18 protein-coding genes are annotated in these 16,002 nt (G+C 64.4%); 14 read left to right on the top strand and 4 right to left on the bottom strand.

Annotated features, from left to right (window positions below):
• Nucleotides 1–40 precede the first annotated feature (40 nt).
• The 4 genes from ACT3HL_RS05615 to ACT3HL_RS05600 all read left to right on the top strand — a co-directional run bounded on the left by ACT3HL_RS05615 (nucleotide 41) and on the right by ACT3HL_RS05600 (nucleotide 2,988).
• Nucleotides 41–526, top strand: coding sequence for a GNAT family N-acetyltransferase (locus ACT3HL_RS05615; RefSeq protein ID WP_445085832.1), 486 nt, complete (start codon nucleotides 41–43; stop codon nucleotides 524–526).
• Nucleotide 527: 1 nt separating this feature from the next.
• Nucleotides 528–812 carry a 2Fe-2S iron-sulfur cluster-binding protein gene (locus ACT3HL_RS05610; protein ID WP_445085831.1) on the top strand — a complete coding sequence of 95 codons (285 nt, stop codon included), beginning with the start codon at nucleotides 528–530 and terminating at the stop codon, nucleotides 810–812.
• A 568-nt stretch (nucleotides 813–1,380) separates the two neighbouring features.
• Complete coding sequence (locus ACT3HL_RS05605) at nucleotides 1,381–2,202, top strand: enoyl-CoA hydratase-related protein (RefSeq protein ID WP_445085830.1); 822 nt, start codon at nucleotides 1,381–1,383, stop codon at nucleotides 2,200–2,202.
• 6 nt (nucleotides 2,203–2,208) lie between these two features.
• Nucleotides 2,209–2,988 (top strand): glucose 1-dehydrogenase, encoded by a 780-nt coding sequence (locus ACT3HL_RS05600; protein ID WP_445085829.1) that lies wholly within the window; start codon nucleotides 2,209–2,211, stop codon nucleotides 2,986–2,988.
• A gap of 162 nt (nucleotides 2,989–3,150) precedes the next feature.
• Here ACT3HL_RS05600 and ACT3HL_RS05595 read toward each other — a convergent pair whose 3' ends face one another.
• Nucleotides 3,151–4,785, bottom strand: a complete 1,635-nt coding sequence (locus ACT3HL_RS05595; protein WP_445085828.1) for a benzoate-CoA ligase family protein — start codon at nucleotides 4,783–4,785, stop codon at nucleotides 3,151–3,153.
• 219 nt (nucleotides 4,786–5,004) lie between these two features.
• Here ACT3HL_RS05595 and ACT3HL_RS05590 point away from each other — a divergent pair, with 219 nt between their 5' ends.
• The 8 genes from ACT3HL_RS05590 to ACT3HL_RS05555 all read left to right on the top strand — a co-directional run bounded on the left by ACT3HL_RS05590 (nucleotide 5,005) and on the right by ACT3HL_RS05555 (nucleotide 11,184).
• On the top strand, nucleotides 5,005–6,297 hold the full coding sequence (locus tag ACT3HL_RS05590) for an ABC transporter substrate-binding protein (RefSeq protein ID WP_445085827.1): 1,293 nt from the start codon (nucleotides 5,005–5,007) through the stop codon (nucleotides 6,295–6,297).
• Between the two features lie 188 nt (nucleotides 6,298–6,485).
• Nucleotides 6,486–7,349 (top strand): ABC transporter permease subunit, encoded by an 864-nt coding sequence (locus ACT3HL_RS05585; protein ID WP_445085826.1) that lies wholly within the window; start codon nucleotides 6,486–6,488, stop codon nucleotides 7,347–7,349.
• The gene (locus ACT3HL_RS05580; RefSeq protein ID WP_445085825.1) at nucleotides 7,346–8,371 is read left to right on the top strand and encodes an ABC transporter permease subunit; all 1,026 of its coding nucleotides are present in this window, start codon (nucleotides 7,346–7,348) and stop codon (nucleotides 8,369–8,371) included. Before ACT3HL_RS05585 ends, ACT3HL_RS05580 begins: the two co-directional genes overlap by 4 nt.
• A gap of 156 nt (nucleotides 8,372–8,527) precedes the next feature.
• Nucleotides 8,528–9,256, top strand: a complete 729-nt coding sequence (locus ACT3HL_RS05575) for an ATP-binding cassette domain-containing protein (RefSeq protein ID WP_445085824.1) — start codon at nucleotides 8,528–8,530, stop codon at nucleotides 9,254–9,256.
• Complete coding sequence (locus ACT3HL_RS05570; RefSeq protein ID WP_445085823.1) at nucleotides 9,253–9,945, top strand: ATP-binding cassette domain-containing protein; 693 nt, start codon at nucleotides 9,253–9,255, stop codon at nucleotides 9,943–9,945. Before ACT3HL_RS05575 ends, ACT3HL_RS05570 begins: the two co-directional genes overlap by 4 nt.
• Before the next feature lie 3 nt (nucleotides 9,946–9,948).
• The gene (locus ACT3HL_RS05565) at nucleotides 9,949–10,419 is read left to right on the top strand and encodes a MaoC/PaaZ C-terminal domain-containing protein (RefSeq protein WP_445085822.1); all 471 of its coding nucleotides are present in this window, start codon (nucleotides 9,949–9,951) and stop codon (nucleotides 10,417–10,419) included.
• Between the two features lie 124 nt (nucleotides 10,420–10,543).
• Nucleotides 10,544–10,792, top strand: a complete 249-nt coding sequence (locus ACT3HL_RS05560) for a hypothetical protein (protein ID WP_445085821.1) — start codon at nucleotides 10,544–10,546, stop codon at nucleotides 10,790–10,792.
• On the top strand, nucleotides 10,789–11,184 hold the full coding sequence (locus ACT3HL_RS05555) for a PIN domain-containing protein (RefSeq protein WP_445085820.1): 396 nt from the start codon (nucleotides 10,789–10,791) through the stop codon (nucleotides 11,182–11,184). Before ACT3HL_RS05560 ends, ACT3HL_RS05555 begins: the two co-directional genes overlap by 4 nt.
• A gap of 303 nt (nucleotides 11,185–11,487) precedes the next feature.
• Here the strand turns inward: ACT3HL_RS05555 and ACT3HL_RS05550 are convergent, their stop codons facing one another.
• The 3 genes from ACT3HL_RS05550 to ACT3HL_RS05540 all read right to left on the bottom strand — a co-directional run bounded on the left by ACT3HL_RS05550 (nucleotide 11,488) and on the right by ACT3HL_RS05540 (nucleotide 13,729).
• The gene (locus ACT3HL_RS05550) at nucleotides 11,488–12,330 is read right to left on the bottom strand and encodes an acyl-CoA thioesterase (protein WP_445085819.1); all 843 of its coding nucleotides are present in this window, start codon (nucleotides 12,328–12,330) and stop codon (nucleotides 11,488–11,490) included.
• A 113-nt stretch (nucleotides 12,331–12,443) separates the two neighbouring features.
• Complete coding sequence (locus ACT3HL_RS05545) at nucleotides 12,444–12,857, bottom strand: hypothetical protein (RefSeq protein WP_445085818.1); 414 nt, start codon at nucleotides 12,855–12,857, stop codon at nucleotides 12,444–12,446.
• Nucleotides 12,854–13,729, bottom strand: a complete 876-nt coding sequence (locus tag ACT3HL_RS05540; RefSeq protein WP_445085817.1) for an AAA family ATPase — start codon at nucleotides 13,727–13,729, stop codon at nucleotides 12,854–12,856. The genes ACT3HL_RS05545 and ACT3HL_RS05540 overlap by 4 nt, the downstream gene beginning before the upstream one ends.
• A 436-nt stretch (nucleotides 13,730–14,165) precedes the next feature.
• Between ACT3HL_RS05540 and ACT3HL_RS05535 the strand changes: the two genes are divergently transcribed.
• Nucleotides 14,166–14,954 carry an electron transfer flavoprotein subunit beta/FixA family protein gene (locus tag ACT3HL_RS05535; RefSeq protein ID WP_445085816.1) on the top strand — a complete coding sequence of 263 codons (789 nt, stop codon included), beginning with the start codon at nucleotides 14,166–14,168 and terminating at the stop codon, nucleotides 14,952–14,954.
• Nucleotides 14,951–15,907: an FAD-binding protein gene (locus ACT3HL_RS05530; protein WP_445085815.1), complete on the top strand. Its 957-nt coding sequence runs from the start codon at nucleotides 14,951–14,953 to the stop codon at nucleotides 15,905–15,907. The genes ACT3HL_RS05535 and ACT3HL_RS05530 overlap by 4 nt, the downstream gene beginning before the upstream one ends.
• Nucleotides 15,908–16,002: the final 95 nt, after the last annotated feature.

Here is a 16,002-nt window from a genome sequence, read left to right as displayed (position 1 = left end):
ACGCGAATCTTTTTAGGAGGTCCGGTCCAGTACGGGGAGTATGGGGATTCAAACACGGCATGCAACCGAAGCCGATGGCACGGATATACTCGATCTCTGGCACGGATTTACCGCTCATCTCTCCGAGTACGACGACCGCTACGGTCACAGCGAGGAGGCCAACGAACGGTGGCTCCGCTACTTCGAGAATCAACTCGTCGACTCGAAATACGGCGTCGTCATCCTCGCCGAGAGCGACGACGCCGACGAGCCTATCGGCGTCCTCGAAGCCCGCGTGATGGGCGATCACCCGATCTTCAGGCTGGAGAACCACGGATACGTCAACGGCCTGTTCGTCCGCGAAGAGTACCGCAACCAAGGTGTCGCCGCCGCGCTGCTCGACAGTGCCGCCGCGTGGTTCAGCGAGGAACCGCGGGACGTCGATTACTACCGGATCGACGTGCTGGCGGGGGACGATGCCGCCGCCGAGATGATGGAGTCGTACGGCCTCGAACCGGTCGAACACGTCTACGAACAGCGACTCTAGTATGGTCGAACACTACCAAGTCGAGTTCGTCGACGAAGGGCGGACCATCGAAGTCGCCGCGGACAAGCCCATCCTCGAGGCGGCCGAAGAGGCCGGGCTGGATCTGCCCTACCAGTGCAGAATGGGCGTCTGCGGCGTGTGCTCGGCGCTGTGTGTCGAGGAAGGCGAGGTCGAACAGGTCGAGGGAATGTTCCTCTCGGGGTCCGAAAAAGAGGAGGGGTACGTCCTCACGTGCGTTGCCAAGCCCCGCTCGGATCTGAAACTCCGCTCGCACGAGAGTCCCTGATCCGCGGCGTGTCGGCGAACCGAGGTTCTCCATCGTCCACCATCCGATTACTCGGGGCGGCGGCGAGCCCCGGTCGAATTTGTGTTGCGTGCCCGAGCGACATCTACGAACCGCCGAGACGGTCGCTTTTGAGCGGGGAATCCGCGCTTCGATAGTGGTCCTCGTAACTGAGTGCCATTCGATCGAGCACCGTCGTGCGACCGAGTGCGCGACGTCGTGCAAACGCTACTCTCTCGGTCGATCGTGCGCCGTCTCCGTGGTCCCGATGGGACCTCGCCGCGGTCGTCGCAGACGCGGTTGTCTCGCGATCCGCTGTCCTCGATTCTGTATACACATCTGTATACGGATATGGCGACACGTCCTCCCTGAGGATGTCGACGACGGGGCAACCGCTCCATTACGCCCCTACTTTTGTAATTTCATGGGCGGCTATTCGCGGCACATCGCCGGGTAGACGGAGGTTACCGCGATCTGCCACGGAATTGTATACTAATACGTATACGGCAATCTCGCGGCCCCGAAGCCCCAACCGTTAAATATTAGTGGTCATCCGGAGAACGGAACAGTGATGTCAGCAACCGATTTCGAGACCATCGACTGGTCGTTCGACGAGGAGACCGGTCTGGGACGTATCACCCTCGATCGCCCGGAGGCGATGAACGCGATCAACATCCAGATGCAGCACGACCTCATCGACGCCTTCGAGGCCTTCCAGGCGCTCGATGACGAGACCGACGGCATCGCCGTCCGAGCCGTCCTCGTCGACTCCGCGGGCGACAAGGCCTTCTGTTCTGGACTCGACGTCGGCGAGATGAGCGCCTTCTCCACCTATCACGAGAAAAAGCGGGTCCCCGACCTCTTCTGTGAGATGTGTGCGGCCTTCGAGGAGTACCACGCGCCGGTCATCACCGCCGTCGACGGCCTCTGTCTGGGCGGCGGCTTCGAGATCGTGATGTCCTCGGACTTCCGGTTCGCGGTCGAGGAGGCCTCCTTCGGCCAGCCCGAGGTCAACTTCGGCGTCCTCCCCGGCGGCGCCGCGGCCCAGCGGCTGACCACCATCGTGGGCGCCAGCCGCGCGAAGGAGATCACGATGACGGGCGAGCGACTCAGCGCCGCGCAGGCCGCCGAGGAGGACATCCTCACCGACGTCGTCGCCGACGAAGACGAACTCAGAGAGCGCGTCGACGAGCTGGCGAGCGAGTTGGCGAGCAAGCCGCCGCTCGCGGTTCGCTCGATCAAGCAGGCGTCCAACATCACGCGAAACGTCGGCTACGACGCCGGAATCGAGTTCGCCAGCCACGCTTGGCCGGCGCTCGCGCAGTCCGACGACTACGCGAAGGCGATCGACGCGTTCGGCACCGACGAAGAACCCGAATTCGAGGGTAAGTGAGCGGCCGTGGCGGAAACATCTCTCGACATCCGCGAGGACTTCGACTTCACGGGACAGACCGTCTGTGTCACCGGGGCGGCGCAGGGCATCGGCGAGGCCGTCGCGGAGGCCTTCGCCGTCCTCGGTGCGAACGTCGTCATCGCCGACATCGACGCTGAGGGCGCAGCGGAGGTCGCGGGACGGCTCACCGACGCGCACGGCGTTCGGGCGATCGGCCTCGAGACCGACGTCTCGGAGTACGACGCCGCGGCGGCGATGGTCGAGGCGACCGTCGAGGAGTTCGGCGCCCTGGACGTGCTGGTCAACAACGCCGGCCTGATGGGCACCCAGAAGTTCCTCGATTCCGAGCCAGACGACTGGGCGGCCAAGCTCGGCGTCTCCCTGTTCGGCACGCTCAACTGCACGCACGCGGCCCTCCCCGGGATGGTCGAGCGCGGCGAGGGCGCCGTCATCAACTACGCCAGTGCCTCCTACCGCGGCAACGACCCCGGCCTCTCGGTCTACGGGGCCGCGAAGGCGGCGAACCGATCGTTCACGAAGACGCTGGCGGCGGAGGTCGGCGAGGCCGGCGTCCGCGTCAACTGCGTCTCGCCGGGGACCGTCGAGACGCCCGCCACCGAGGACTTCGTCGAGAAGTACCGCGAGAAACTCGGCGACGCCTACGCGCTCGGCCGCGTCGGACAGCCCGAGGAGGTCGCAAAGGGCGTCGTCTTCCTCGCGAGCGACGCGGCGAGTTGGATCACCGGCGAGACGCTCCACGTCGACGGCGGCTACCTGCGCCGATAGCGGCGCTCGGTTCGTTGATTCGGTTCGGTAGGTTCTGCTCGGTTCGATTCTGTCTGATTCGATTTTGTCCGATTCGGTTCGGGTCGCTCCCGACCCGCACTCGGGGGTTTTGCGATCGTCGGCCCGCGACGGGCCGGCAGTCTCGGTTGCGACGCGGCGCGATCAGTTCTCCTCGTTTTCGCCCTCGCGGAGTTTCACGCGCTGGATCTTGCCCGTCTCGGTCCGGGGGAGGTTCCGGACGTACTCGACGCGGCGGGGGTACTTGTACGGTGCCAGCGTGTTCTTGACGTGGTTCTGAAGCGTCTCGGTGAGGTCGTCGGCGGCGTCGACGCCCTCGCTCACGACGACGAAGGCCTTCACGACCTGCCCGCGCTGGTCGTCCGGCGCGCCGATGACCGCGACCTCCGAGACCTCCTCGCGCTCTTCGAGCACGGCCTCGACCTCGGGTCCGGGGATGTTGTATCCGCTGGAGACGATGAGGTCGTCCTCGCGGGACTTGTACTCGAGGCGGCCGTCCTCGCGGTGGACGTAGATGTCGCCCGGAAGACACCACCCGTCGACGAGGGCCTCGTCCTGTTTTTCCGGCCGGTTCCAGTAGGAGATTCCCGTCGGGCCGCGGACCGCGAGCATCCCGGCCTCGCCGCGGGGAAGTTCCTCGCCGGTTTCGGGGTCGATGACCTTACACTCATAGCCCGGCACCGGATACCCGGTCGCCCCGGGGTCGATCTCCTCGCCTTCGCGGTGGCTCACGAAGATGTGGAGCATCTCCGTCGTCCCGATGCCGTCGTAGATCTCGACGCCGTAGCTGTCTTTGAAGCGGTTGAACGTGCTGTGGGTCAGCGGCTCGCCCGCACTCACCGCGAGGCGCAGCGAGGACGTGTCGAACTCCTCGGGGCCGTCGGGGTACTTCGAGAGGATCTGGTTGTAGGCGGTCGGGATCGAGCAGAGAACCGTGATACCGTGCGTTTCGATTCCCTCGAGGAGATCGCCGGGGGCGGCGTTCTCGATGAGGCTCGAGGTCGCCCCGAACCGAAGCGGGAACGTCACGAGGTCGCCGAAGCCGTAGGCGAACGGGAGCGGCGGATTCCCGCCGAAGACGTCGTCCTCGGTGGGGTTGAGACAGTACCGCGCGTAGCTGTCTGCGGTCGAAAGCACCTGCCGGTGGGTGTGGATCGCGCCCTTCGGCTGCCCGGTCGTCCCGGACGTGTAGAGCATCAACGCGACGTCGTCGCGCTCGGTCGCGTAAGCGTCGAGGTCGTCGTCGGCCGCCGCGGTCAGGTCGTCGTAGTCGGCGTGGTCGTGGTCGGTGCCGTGTCGATCGACGACGACGACGTTCTCGACGGTGTCGAGGTCGGGCAGCGCCGACTCGATCTCCTCGAGGAGATCGTCGTAGACGATGACCGTCGAGGCCTCCGCGTTGTTGATGATGTGCACCAGTTCCTTCGCGCGCAGGAGCTTCATCGAGGGCAACGCCACCGCCCCGATCTTCATCGCCGCGAGGCAGGACACGACGGCCTCTGGCCGGTTTGTGAAGCGGACGACGACGCGGTCGCCGGGCTCGACGCCCTGGCCGATGAGCGCGTTACCAAAACGGTTGACCCGCGTTTGGAGTTCGGCGTAGCTGATCTCCTCGTCCTCGAACCGGATTGCGACGTTGTCGCCGCGGCCCTCCTCGACGTGGCGATCGATCAGCGTTTCGGCGACGTTGATCTCGGCGGGGTAGTGCAGTTCCGGGAGCGCGTGTACGAGCTGCGGCCCGTTCTCGGGCAGATACGGCTCTGGTATGTTCTTTTGCATCGCTTGTATCGAGTATCAGAATTTATCAGCAAATAGTTTGTGGTCGAGTGCACGGCGGAAAACCCGCCTCTCTCGACCGTAACGTGGTGGTTCTCGGACAGTTTTCGCGGATACCGAACGAGAACGGACGCCGGATTCGGCGCATTGCGATCTGTCGAGTAGCCTGTGTGATAGAAACCGCCACATTCAAATATCGTTACATAGTGATTGTTGATAATAATGTCAAGGAAGACCTTCGACAGACGAGCGATCCTGAAAGCGACCGGCGGAGCGGCCACGATCGGACTCCTCGCCGGCTGTTCGAGCAACGGCGGTAACGGCGGCGATTCGGGCGGTGACAGCGGTGGAGACGGTGATTCAGGCGGCGACGGCGGGAGCACCGATACCTCGGGCGGCGACGACGGCGGCAGTTCGGACGCGATCAACATCGGCTCCGTCCAGCCGCTCTCGGGCGGGTTCGCGCCGTGGGGGCAGGCCCACTCGGCCGGGCTCGCTTTCGCCATCGACGAAATCAACGCCGACGGCGGCGTCCTCGGGGGGCGCGAACTGAACGTCGTCGAGGCGAACTCCGAGAGCGACCCCGCGGAGGCGTCCTCGATCTTCGAGCGGTTCGCAGAGCAAAACGACATCGTGGCCGCCACCGGTCCGGTGAGCTCCGACGTCGGGATCCGGACGTCCCGGACCGCACAGGAGCTGGGCATCCCGATGGTGATGCACATGGCCGGCTCGGACGAGACGATCACGCCCGAGACGCTCCACACGTTCCGCCTCGGCCTCCTGCCGGCGGCGACGACGATGCAAGCGCAGGCCCAGTTCGTCAACGACGCCGGCTACCAGAGCGTCGGCGCGATCGTCGGTGACTACGCGTGGGGGCAGTCCGTCCAGAACGGCATCGACGAGTACTTCGACGTCGACGTGGACGTTCAGGTCGCACCTGTCGGAGCCAGCGACTTCACCTCCTACATCCGCCAGATGTCTCAGGACGTCGAAATGGTGATCGCCACCGGTCACCCGCCGGGCTCTCTGACGATCACCCAGCAGCTCTACGAACTCGGCTACGAGCCGGAGGTCATCACCGGCGCCGGTCTCCCCCCGACGGTCATCCGCCAAGCGCTGGGCGAGAACGCGAGCCGCGGCTTCACGCACCTGCACATGACCGACGTCTACAGCGACGAGTTCGCCGAGGTGGCACAGCGCTTCGGCGAGGAGGTCGGAGAGCAGTTCAACACGCACACCGCGTACGGCTACGTCACCGGGAAGATGATCGCGCAGGCCCTCGAAGACGCCGGCGAAGCCGACTCCGAAGCGGTCACCGAGGCGATTCGCGGCATCGAGTTCGACACGCTGTTCGCCGAGCCCATCCAGTACTCCGAGTACGGCGAGCTCAAGGACCAGGTCCAACTCTACAGTACGATCTCGCTCGACGCGCCCTCGTACTTCTCCGACGGGAACTACAGCCTCGTCGAGAGCTTCCGAACCGAGGCGCTGCCGCCGCTGCCGCCGGAAGAGTAACTCGGTTCGCGGACGCGTTTCGCGATTTTCTGTGATCGATACGGATCTCTTGAGCCCTTCGCTCGCTCGGAATGGGGATCGATCTGTTGCCCGCCGTGGGACGGTTTTCGAAACCCGCCACCGTAACTACACGAAAACGCAGCCGAAGTCGAAAGGTATACACTGGTATCCGTTATGAGAGAAACTAGATGGTAACAGTTAGCACATTGGCGGCGCTCGCCGTTGACGGGCTCGCCTTCGGCGCGTCCCTGGCGCTCCTCGGCGTCGGGATCACGTTAGTGTACGGTCTCGGAGAGGTGTTGAACCTCGCGATCGGCACGTTCGCTGTGATGGCAGCGATCGCGGCCGCGTTGTTGCTCGACAGCGGAGTCGGGCTCCCGATCGCCATCCTCGCGGGACTGGTGTTCGTCGGTATCTTCGGTCTGTTCATCGATCGGACGCTCCTCTCGTTGGTCTATCGCTCCGAGGGCGAAGAGCGGATCCTACTTGGCATCTTCACCACGCTCGGCCTCACGGTGCTGCTCGAGGGGATACTGGTCAACTACGTCTCCTCGCGGTACTCGCTCCCGCTCAATATCGCGCCGATCGACGTCGGCACGACCGTCGTCACCGGGACGTCCGTCCTGAGTATCGTCGTCGCCGCGGTGGTCCTCGCGGTCCTGTTCCTCTTTTTGAACCGGACCTTCCTCGGGAAGGCCACACGGACGATCTTCCAGGATGAACGCGGCGCCCGGCTCGTCGGCATCAACCCGCGGAAGATCCGCACGCTGGTGTTCGTCCTCTCGGCGCTGGTCGCCGGGCTGGCGGGCGTCCTCGTCGCCGCGCGCTCGAACGTCAACGTCGCGAGCGGCTTTCAGTTCACCACGTTCGCGCTCATCGTCTCGATCGTCGGCGGCGTCCGGAGCCTCGTCGGCGCGGTCGTCGCCGGGCTCTTTCTCGGCCTGGTCAACACGATGGCGAACTTCTTCGTCGGCTCGTACTTCGCGACGATCATCCTCTTCGGGACGGCGATCGTTGTCCTGCTCGTCCGACCGGAGGTGATGTCGTCGTGAACAGCGATCTGGTCCCGGGCGCGCGCACGCTCGCGTTCGTGGGTATCCTGTTCGTGCTCGCTCCCCTCCCGGTCCTCGGGAGCGGCTACTACGTCGGCGTGCTCTCACGGATCCTGCTGTTCGCGCTGTTCGCGCTCGCGCTGAACATCGTGTTCGGCCACAACGACCAGCTGTTCCTCTTCATGGGCGGCCTCGGCGGCGTCGGCGCGTACTCGACCATCCTGATCGCGGACTACGCCGGCGTGACCGCGTGGGCGGCGCTCCCCTTCGCGGCGCTGATCTGCGGTATCATCGGCCTGTCGGTCAGTTGGGTGTCCGCGCGGCGCCGACTGACGGTCATCCTGATCTCCATCCTGACGCTGAACCTCCAGTTGGTGTTCGCGGAGGCGTTCATCGGCGCGCGAGATCTCACCGGCGGCTCGACGGGATACCCCTACGAGCTGTTCTCGCTGGCGGGCGTCGCCGAGGCCATCGGCGTGCCCACGGCGGTCGCGCTCTACTACGTCATCTTGGCGTTCCTGCTCGCGGGGATGGTGCTGTACCTCTGGCTGATCAACGCATCGCGGTACGGGATCGCCTTCGAGGCGATCCGCGAAGACGAGATGGCCGCCGAGTCCATCGGTATCGACGTGGTCCGCTACAAGGCGGTCGCGGGGTTCGTCGCGGGCGTGCTCATCGCCATCGCCGGCACGCTCTTGGCCCGGGAGGCGGCGTACATCACGCCGTCGATCTTCACGTTCCTCGCGGTGGACGTCATCGCGTTGATCGTTCTCATCGTCGGCGGGATCCGCCAGACGTACGGGCCGATCGTGGGCGCGGTGATCGTCGAGGTCATCGAGGCCGCGCTCGGGACGTACGCCGCCAACTGGCGCACGGCGATCTTCGGCGCCCTGCTCATCCTGCTGTTCCTGTACTTCCGCAGCGGCGTCATCGTCGCCACGCGGAACCTGCTCGAGGAGTGGGACCTCTCGCTCGGCGGCGGCAACGGTGGAGCACCCGCCGAGGCGAAAGGGGAAAGCTAGGGAGACCGGGGCGCTTTTCGCCCGACTGCGCTTTGTTTTTTGGTTCCGTCACGCTCGAGTGGCCGCTTCTTCTCACTCGAGTGACCCAATCGCCGCCTCAGTAGTTGTGCAAGGCAAAACCGTTATTACGCAATGGGGGGCTGTATATAGGTACCAATGCTAACGGCCGCGAACATTCGCAAAAAGTTCGGCGGTCTCGTCGCCATCGACGGGGTAGACCTCGAGATCGGCCAGGGCGAGATCGTGGGGCTCATCGGCCCGAACGGCGCCGGCAAGACCACGCTGTTTAACACCATCACAGGCGTCCTCGACCCCGAAGAGGAGACCGAGATCACGTTCAACGGGGAGGACCTCCTCGCCCTCGAGACGCACGAGATCGCTCGTTCGGGGCTGCTTCGAACGTTCCAGATCGTCCGCGTCTTCGGCGAGATGACCGTCTTCGAGAACGCCGTCGCCGGCGCGCTCTTCGGGACCGACGAATCGATCACTCAGGAGGAAGCCGAAGAGCGAGCCCGAGAGGCGCTGGCGTTCGTCGGACTCGAAGACAGCGCAGAGATGGAAGCGGCGAACCTCCCGATCGCCCAGCAGAAACAGCTCGAACTCGCCCGCACAGTGGCGTCGGATCCGGATCTCGTCCTCCTCGACGAGATCGCGAGCGGTCTCACGCCGAGCGAGATCAACGAACTCTCGGAGACGATCCGTCGGCTCCGCGACGAGCGCGGCATCTCGGTCTTCTGGATCGAACACATCATGGACGCAATTATGGGAACCGCAGACCGCATCATCGTTCTGAAGAACGGCCGGAAGATCGCAGAGGGAACGCCAGCGGAGATCAAAAGCGACGCGGCGGTCGCCGAGGCCTACCTCGGGGAGGGTCAGTCGTGATCGAACTCGACGGCGTCGACGTCGCCTACGGGAATATGCAGGTCATCTGGGACCTCGACTTCGAGGTCACCGAAGACGACGGTGTCGTCTCGATCGTCGGGCCCAACGGTGCGGGGAAGTCGACGCTGCTGCGGGTGATGTCCGGGCTGCACCCGGTCACGGCGGGCACGGTGCGCGTCTGGGGCGAGGACGCGTCGACGATGGACCCCTCCGAGATCGTGCGACGGGGGTTCGTCCACGTGTCCGAAGAGCGGAACCTCTTCGGGAGTATGACGGTCCGGGAGAACCTCGAGATGGGCGCGTACACGAAGCGAGAGGATCTCGAAGCGACGATGCAAGAGGTGTTCGAGCTCTTTCCCATCCTCGAGGAGCGCGAAGAGCAGACCGCACAGTCGATGAGCGGCGGCCAACAGCAGATGCTCGCGATCGGCCGGGGGCTGATGGCCCACCCGAAGATCCTCGCGTTGGACGAGCCCTCCGAGGGGCTGGCACCGCAGATCACCGATCGGGTGTTCGAGAAGATCGAAGAGATCAGCGAAGACATCACCGTGCTCTTAGTCGAACAGCACGTCGATCGCGCGCTCGCGATGGCCGAGCGGGCCTATCTGTTGGAGAACGGCCGCGTCGTCCGCGAGGACAACGGTCAAGACCTCTTAGAGAGCGACCACGTCAAGGAAGCGTACCTGTAACCGATGGTCCGCTACTTCGAGGACCTCGCCGAAGGGGAGAGCCACGACCTCGGATCGTACACGGCCGATCGCGAGGAACTGCTCGCGTTCGCGCGCCGGTACGACCCCCAGCCGATCCACACCGATCCGGAGATGGCCGCCGAGACGATGTACGGTGGCCTCATCGCCAGCGGCTGGCACACGGCCGGATCCTGTATGGCGCTGCTCGTCGAGAACTTCTTGGCGGAGACGGCGACGCTCGGCTCCTTCGGCTTGGAGGAACTCCGCTGGCGGGCGCCGGTCTACCCCGGAGACACCGTCCGCGTCGCGGTCGAGGTGATCGAAACGCGGGCCTCCGAGAGCCGCGAGGACCGCGGCTACGTCACGAACGACGTGGTCGCAGAGAACGAAGCCGGCGAGGAGGTCCTCTTCTGGCGCTCGACCAACATCTTCATCACGGAGGCCGGACGCGACCAGTGGCCCCGCGGCGAGTGACCGTCGACCGCCTGTTCGAGATCGGGTACGATAGACCATCGCAAAGTGATGGTGTCTGACTCTCGTCCACACCGGTGGCGCTAGCCCCGTAAGACTCTAATTCGCATATATCTCAATATATCGTATGGTCAAAACCATTCGAGTCTCCGAGGAGTACCACGAGTGGCTCAGCGCCCACAAGGAGGGCGACGAGACGATGGAGGAGACGCTTCGCCGGATGACGCGCGGCCCGCACCCGAGCGACGTTGCCGGTCTCCTGACCGAGGAGGAAGCCGAGGTCGCCAAGGACGCAGTGAACCGTCTGCGCGGGCGTGACCGCGACCGCCTCGATGCCGCCCGCAGCGCTTTCGGGAGCGAGGGCTCGGACGAATGATCATCGATTCCTCGTATCTCTTCGACCTGATGGCGGAGGACCCGGACGCGTTCTCGAAGAGCGCAGAACTCGTCGAGGAAGGTGAGATGCAGTGGCTGCCGACTCCGGTGGCCACCGAGACCTACTACGGCGTCGCCACGGCTCGGAGCGGCACGACCGAGCAGGAGGTGCGGAATCGCATCCTCGGGTACCCGCGGATCGACGTTGACGAAGAGATCGCGCGGAAAGCCGGCGAACTACTCGCAGCGGCAGACGACCGTGCGGGAGGGTACGCCGGCGTCGGGGCGAATGACGGGTACATCGCAGCGATGGCTGACGTCCTCGGCGACGCGGTCCTGACGGACAACGTCGAAGACTTCGAGGCGCTCGGTGTCACCGTCGAAACCTACTAGCGTCTGCTACTGATTTTCGCCGATCTCGAATCGGTGTCGGAGCGAATCAGAGAGGTCATCGTCGGTCCGCACAGCAATCTCGCCACGCGGGACGGCTAGAATAGATGAACGGGGACGACGGTCCCTTCCGTATAGCGGCATTTGTGTTATAGTAGCGTTTGCACGTCTTCGCTCATCTGATCGCACGACTGCGTGCGATCGAATGCGCACTCAGTTGCAAACGCTACTATCTCGGCGTAGTCGAGCAGAGCCGCGACGGTCGACTGTCTCAGAATGCAGGCGCCTGTCGTCACGTCTCGCCGGTCACCCCTCGAACGGCGCCAGCATCTCCGCGGTGAACGTCGTCGGCGTTCCGGTGCGATCGAAGCACCCGTACTCGGTCACGCCCGTGATCCGCTCTTCGCCCTCGGTCACGAACGAGTGCTCGATTCGGACGGTGTCGTCGGTGACGGATCGAACGTCGCATTCGACGGTGAGAAGCGAGTCAAAAAGGACCGGGGAATTAAACTCCCAGTGCCAATCGCGGAGGCGGAACGGCTGCCGCTCACCGGCGAGGTCGCTGAGTCGGGGCCCCGACTCGGCGATGAACGTTTCGAGGGCGATCCCGGCGAATCGGGGGTACTCCTCGAAATACGCGAGCTCGGAGCCCTCGATGTGGGGACTGTGCACCCTGAATGACTCCTCGAAGGTGGGGTAGTCGTCGCCCCTCGGGGAGTCTCCGGCGGGACCGACGTCGACCGTTCGATCGACCTGCATCTCTTCGAGTCGGTCCTTCGCCGTCTCGGGGAGCGCGAGCGCGCCCCCCTCGGGCGCGATCGTGACGTGCGTGATCCGGGCCGTCGAGAGCGGGTCACCGTCTCCGTCGACCGCCTCATAGAGCAGTTCCACGCTGGAGTCGCCGACGCGTGTCGGCGTCACGTCGACCGAGACGGTGTCGCCGAACGTCGGGTAGCGGTGCACAGTCGTATCGAGTCCCACGGGGGCGTAAGGGATGGCGTCGTCGGCGACGAGGCCCTCGAAGGGGTACTCCACAGCGGTCGCCAGCTCCTGCGTCGAGACCAGCTGCCAGTCGAAGAACATCGCTCCGTGGACCAGCGGTCCGGCGAGTTCGCCGAAGCGGACCGGGTGGTCGTCGATGGCTCGCATACGACGGCGGACTCGGTCCGGACGTAATTCGATTTAGTTACCGGCAAGGCGTCGCCCGCGATTGTGGCAAAGCGTCCCACCCCATCAACCGGAGTGGCGGCGTTCGAGCGCCGCTACTCGAACGTCATTCCGTATCCCCACTCCTCCAGCTGAGCCTCGACCTCGCTCCGGTGGTCGAGGCCGACCATCACGAGCGCTTCGCGGAGGTCGGTCAGCGAGACGTTCTCGTCGAACCGGTCTTCGAGTTCACGCAGCGCGTCGCGTTCGCCGTTCTTCGTCTCCGGGGTGAGAAACAGCGGGACGCGGTTGCGCCCGTCTTGGACGCCGTCGCGTCGGAATTTGTACGGGATCTGTATCGCCCGCGTTTCTCGAGACGGCGTGGAAGTCGCCGCTCGCTCCGCCGACGAGGTCGAGTTGGAATGCTCGTCCGTCTCCCCGGCGTCGCCGACGTCCGAGCGGTCGCTCTCGGTCCCCTCGCTCTCGTCTGCAAACGGGTCTTCGCCGGCTCCCCGTTTCATCCCGGTCATGCGGTCATCACCTCGTGGTCGACGTCGCCGGGCTCAGGGGGATTCGGCGCCTCGAGGCCGACCTCGCGTTCGAGGTGTCTCGCGAGTCGGTCGAACTTCGCGAGTGTTTCGAGTTCGTACTCTCGCCGGCGGTCTCGGTGTTCGCGGACGTACCTGAACGCGGAGCACTGCTGCATCCAACAGCCCTCCATCAGTGAGGCCCGCTCGCCGATGATCTCGGGGACGGGGTACTCGATCTCGTCGAGGATCGCACGCTGATCACGCGTGTTCTTGAACCCCATCGGGACGGCCGCGAGAACGCCGACTTCGATGTCCAGTTGGTCTTCGAACCCGGCGACGAGCGCTTCGAGCCCCTCGACGGCCGCCTGTCCCTTCGCGCTGGGCTCGACCGGGATAACGAGCGATCGGGTGGCGTTGATCGCGTTGTACAGGTGCGGCCCCTCTGTCGCGGGCGGATCGCAGATGAGGACGTCGTAGTGGTCCGGCACGCCCGCCTCGCGGAGGACGCGGAGAAGCTGTGCGTGGATCCCGAACGATTCTCCCATCGCCTCGGACTGTTCTTTCTCCCGGAGGAGGTACTCGGCGAAGTCCGAGAGCATATTGTGTTCCGGGATGACGTCGACGCCCTCGACGGTCCGAATGAGGTCCGTACACTCGCCGTTCGGCCGGCGAATCATATGTCGCACGAGGTTGTCGACGGACTCCGTTCGCTGGTCGTCCACCCCGAACAGGTGCGAGAGATCGCCGTCCTGTGGGTCGAGCGGCACGACGAGCGGGTCGAGACCCGCCCGCGCGTGCGCGACAGCGAGGTTTGCCGCCGCGGTCGTCTTCCCCACCCCGCCGGCCTCGCTGTACGTCGAGTACGCTAGCATTGGGTGGTTCTCATCCGGGACCCCCTTGAATGTTCGCTAGTGGGACCCCGGAACACACACAATCACTGTTCCTGATGAATAAAACCGATGAAAACATCGAATGAATGTATGTAAATGTGCTCACAAATGGGGTGGTCTAGTGAACACATCTAATTAACACAAATAGTGAACACACATATTGAATAGATGTAGTGAATAAATACACTGAATATACAAGAGGAACACAGCTAGTGATTCAACGAAGGGTTATCGGCGAAGAAGGGGGACTACCGGTCCGACACCGACCGTGATGCACAGTGGCTGATATCGGCCCTCAAACTTATAGTGGACTGCATATCTCGTAAATAGATTACAATGGAAACTAAACCACACAATTTCCTTAATGTTGTTTCCTAAAAAGCGATAGATATTAATGGCTGCTCGTGTATCGTCCGGTATGCGTATCCTGACCACGACGACGGAGGTGGCACTCGCAGACGACGCCTTCGAGATTGCAGACCAACAGATCCCCGAAGAGTATCTCACCTACGAGCTCAACGAGTGGGACGATTACGCGATCGAGGCCGCGGTCCAGATACAGGAAGCGCGCGACGGCGTCGAGGTCGTGACCGTCACGATCGGTCCCGAGCGGAGCGAGGAAGTCACCCGACAGGCCCTCGCGAAAGGCGCAGACCGGGCAGTTCGCGTCTGGGACAGCGAGTTGGAGAGCCAAGACGTGCTGAGCCCCTCCTCGAAAGCGCAGATCTTGGCGGCGGTCGCAACGCAGGTGGAGCCGGACCTGATTCTCTCGGGCGTCCAGTCGGGCGACGACGAGTGGGGGGCCACCGGTGTCGCTCTCGCGCGCGAGCTCGGGTACCAATGGGGGGCGGTCGTCAACCACCTCGAGCTGGACGAGGCGGCCGAGACGGCCAGCGTCCATCGGGAGCTCGAGGGCGGCATCGAAGAGCTCACAGACATCGAACTGCCGGCTGTCCTGACGATCCAGACGGGCATCAACGAGCCGCGTTATGCGAGTCTCCGCGGGATTCGGCAGGCGCAGCGAAAGCCCCTTGAAGTGCAGTCGCTGGCCGATCTCGGCGTCGACGGCCTCGAAGAACGGCTTTCGCGGCGGGCGATGCGCGAGCCGGAGAGCGAGAGCGACACCGAGTACCTGTCCGGGAGCGCCGGCGATCAGGCCGGACAGTTGGCCGACATCCTCGCCGACGAGGGGGTGGTCGACGCATGAGCGACGTCCTCGCCGTCGCAGAACACCGTCAAGGGGCGCTTAGAGAGGTGAGCTATCAGCTGCTCACCGCCGCACGCGGGCTCGCAGACGCCCTCGGCGGCGACGTCCACGTGGCCGTCATCGGCGGTGACACCGATACGTTCGCGGATCAGGTGAACCGCCGGGGCGTCGACGTCATCCACACCGTCGCCGACGGGGACGAATTCAACCACGACGTCTACGTCCAAGCCGTCGAACAACTGTACGAGGCCGTCGATCCGGCCGTCGTCGTGACCCCCAACAGCGTCAACGGACTCGATTACGCCCCCGCCGTGGCGCGGGGGCTCGACTGTCCGATCGTGACGAACCTCGTCGACGCGGCGGTGGACGAGGGGACGCTGATCGCGACGCGCGAGCAGTACGGGTCGAAAGTCGAAGTCGACCTCGAAGTGGACGGCTTCCCGTGTCTGCTGACGCTTCGGGAGGGCGAGTGGGAGTCCGCGCCGACCGGCGGCGACGCCGACGTCAGAGCGGCCGAGGTCGCGATCGACGAGAGCGCGGTCGGATCGACGGTTACCGGCTTCGAGGCCGTCGCGGCCGGCGACGTCGACATCTCGGAGGCTGACTTCCTCGTGAGCGTCGGTCGGGGCATCGAAGAGGAGGAGAACCTCGAACTGGTCGAGGAGCTGTGTGAGGTCACCGGCGCGACGCTCTCCTCGTCGCGTCCGATCGTCGACAGCGGGTGGCTCCCGGCGAACCGGCAGGTGGGTCAGTCCGGAAAGACCGTCACCCCGGACGTCTACCTCGCGATCGGGATCTCCGGGGCTGTCCAGCACCTCGCCGGGATGAAGGGCTCGGAGACGATCATCGCGGTCAACACCGATCCCGACGCGCCGATCTTCGACGTGGCGGACTACGGCATCGTCGGCGACCTCTTCGACGTCGTCCCCGAACTCATCGACGCCTTCGAGTGAATCGGTTGGGGGGCTCCCCGTGCCCACTCAGCGATTCGTGGTCGTGAGGAGTCGTTCTCTAATTTTATAAAAACCCAGTAGTATCACTATTCATA

The sequence above is a fragment of the Halobellus sp. GM3 genome (assembly GCF_052545375.1).
This window is presented reverse-complemented; position numbering and strand designations above follow the sequence as displayed.

Bases quoted from the DNA above. Each gene is read 5' to 3' on its own strand.
- ACT3HL_RS05615 (WP_445085832.1), top strand. From the start codon at position 41: ATGGGGATTCAAACACGGCATGCAACCGAAGCCGATGGCACGGATATA.
- ACT3HL_RS05610 (WP_445085831.1), top strand. From the start codon at position 528: ATGGTCGAACACTACCAAGTCGAGTTCGTCGACGAAGGGCGGACCATC.
- ACT3HL_RS05605 (WP_445085830.1), top strand. From the start codon at position 1,381: ATGTCAGCAACCGATTTCGAGACCATCGACTGGTCGTTCGACGAGGAG.
- ACT3HL_RS05595 (WP_445085828.1), bottom strand. From the start codon at position 4,785: ATGCAAAAGAACATACCAGAGCCGTATCTGCCCGAGAACGGGCCGCAG.
- ACT3HL_RS05590 (WP_445085827.1), top strand. From the start codon at position 5,005: ATGTCAAGGAAGACCTTCGACAGACGAGCGATCCTGAAAGCGACCGGC.
- ACT3HL_RS05585 (WP_445085826.1), top strand. From the start codon at position 6,486: ATGGTAACAGTTAGCACATTGGCGGCGCTCGCCGTTGACGGGCTCGCC.
- ACT3HL_RS05575 (WP_445085824.1), top strand. From the start codon at position 8,528: ATGCTAACGGCCGCGAACATTCGCAAAAAGTTCGGCGGTCTCGTCGCC.
- ACT3HL_RS05565 (WP_445085822.1), top strand. From the start codon at position 9,949: ATGGTCCGCTACTTCGAGGACCTCGCCGAAGGGGAGAGCCACGACCTC.
- ACT3HL_RS05560 (WP_445085821.1), top strand. From the start codon at position 10,544: ATGGTCAAAACCATTCGAGTCTCCGAGGAGTACCACGAGTGGCTCAGC.
- ACT3HL_RS05555 (WP_445085820.1), top strand. From the start codon at position 10,789: ATGATCATCGATTCCTCGTATCTCTTCGACCTGATGGCGGAGGACCCG.
- ACT3HL_RS05550 (WP_445085819.1), bottom strand. From the start codon at position 12,330: ATGCGAGCCATCGACGACCACCCGGTCCGCTTCGGCGAACTCGCCGGA.
- ACT3HL_RS05545 (WP_445085818.1), bottom strand. From the start codon at position 12,857: ATGACCGGGATGAAACGGGGAGCCGGCGAAGACCCGTTTGCAGACGAG.
- ACT3HL_RS05540 (WP_445085817.1), bottom strand. From the start codon at position 13,729: ATGCTAGCGTACTCGACGTACAGCGAGGCCGGCGGGGTGGGGAAGACG.
- ACT3HL_RS05535 (WP_445085816.1), top strand. From the start codon at position 14,166: ATGCGTATCCTGACCACGACGACGGAGGTGGCACTCGCAGACGACGCC.
- ACT3HL_RS05530 (WP_445085815.1), top strand. From the start codon at position 14,951: ATGAGCGACGTCCTCGCCGTCGCAGAACACCGTCAAGGGGCGCTTAGA.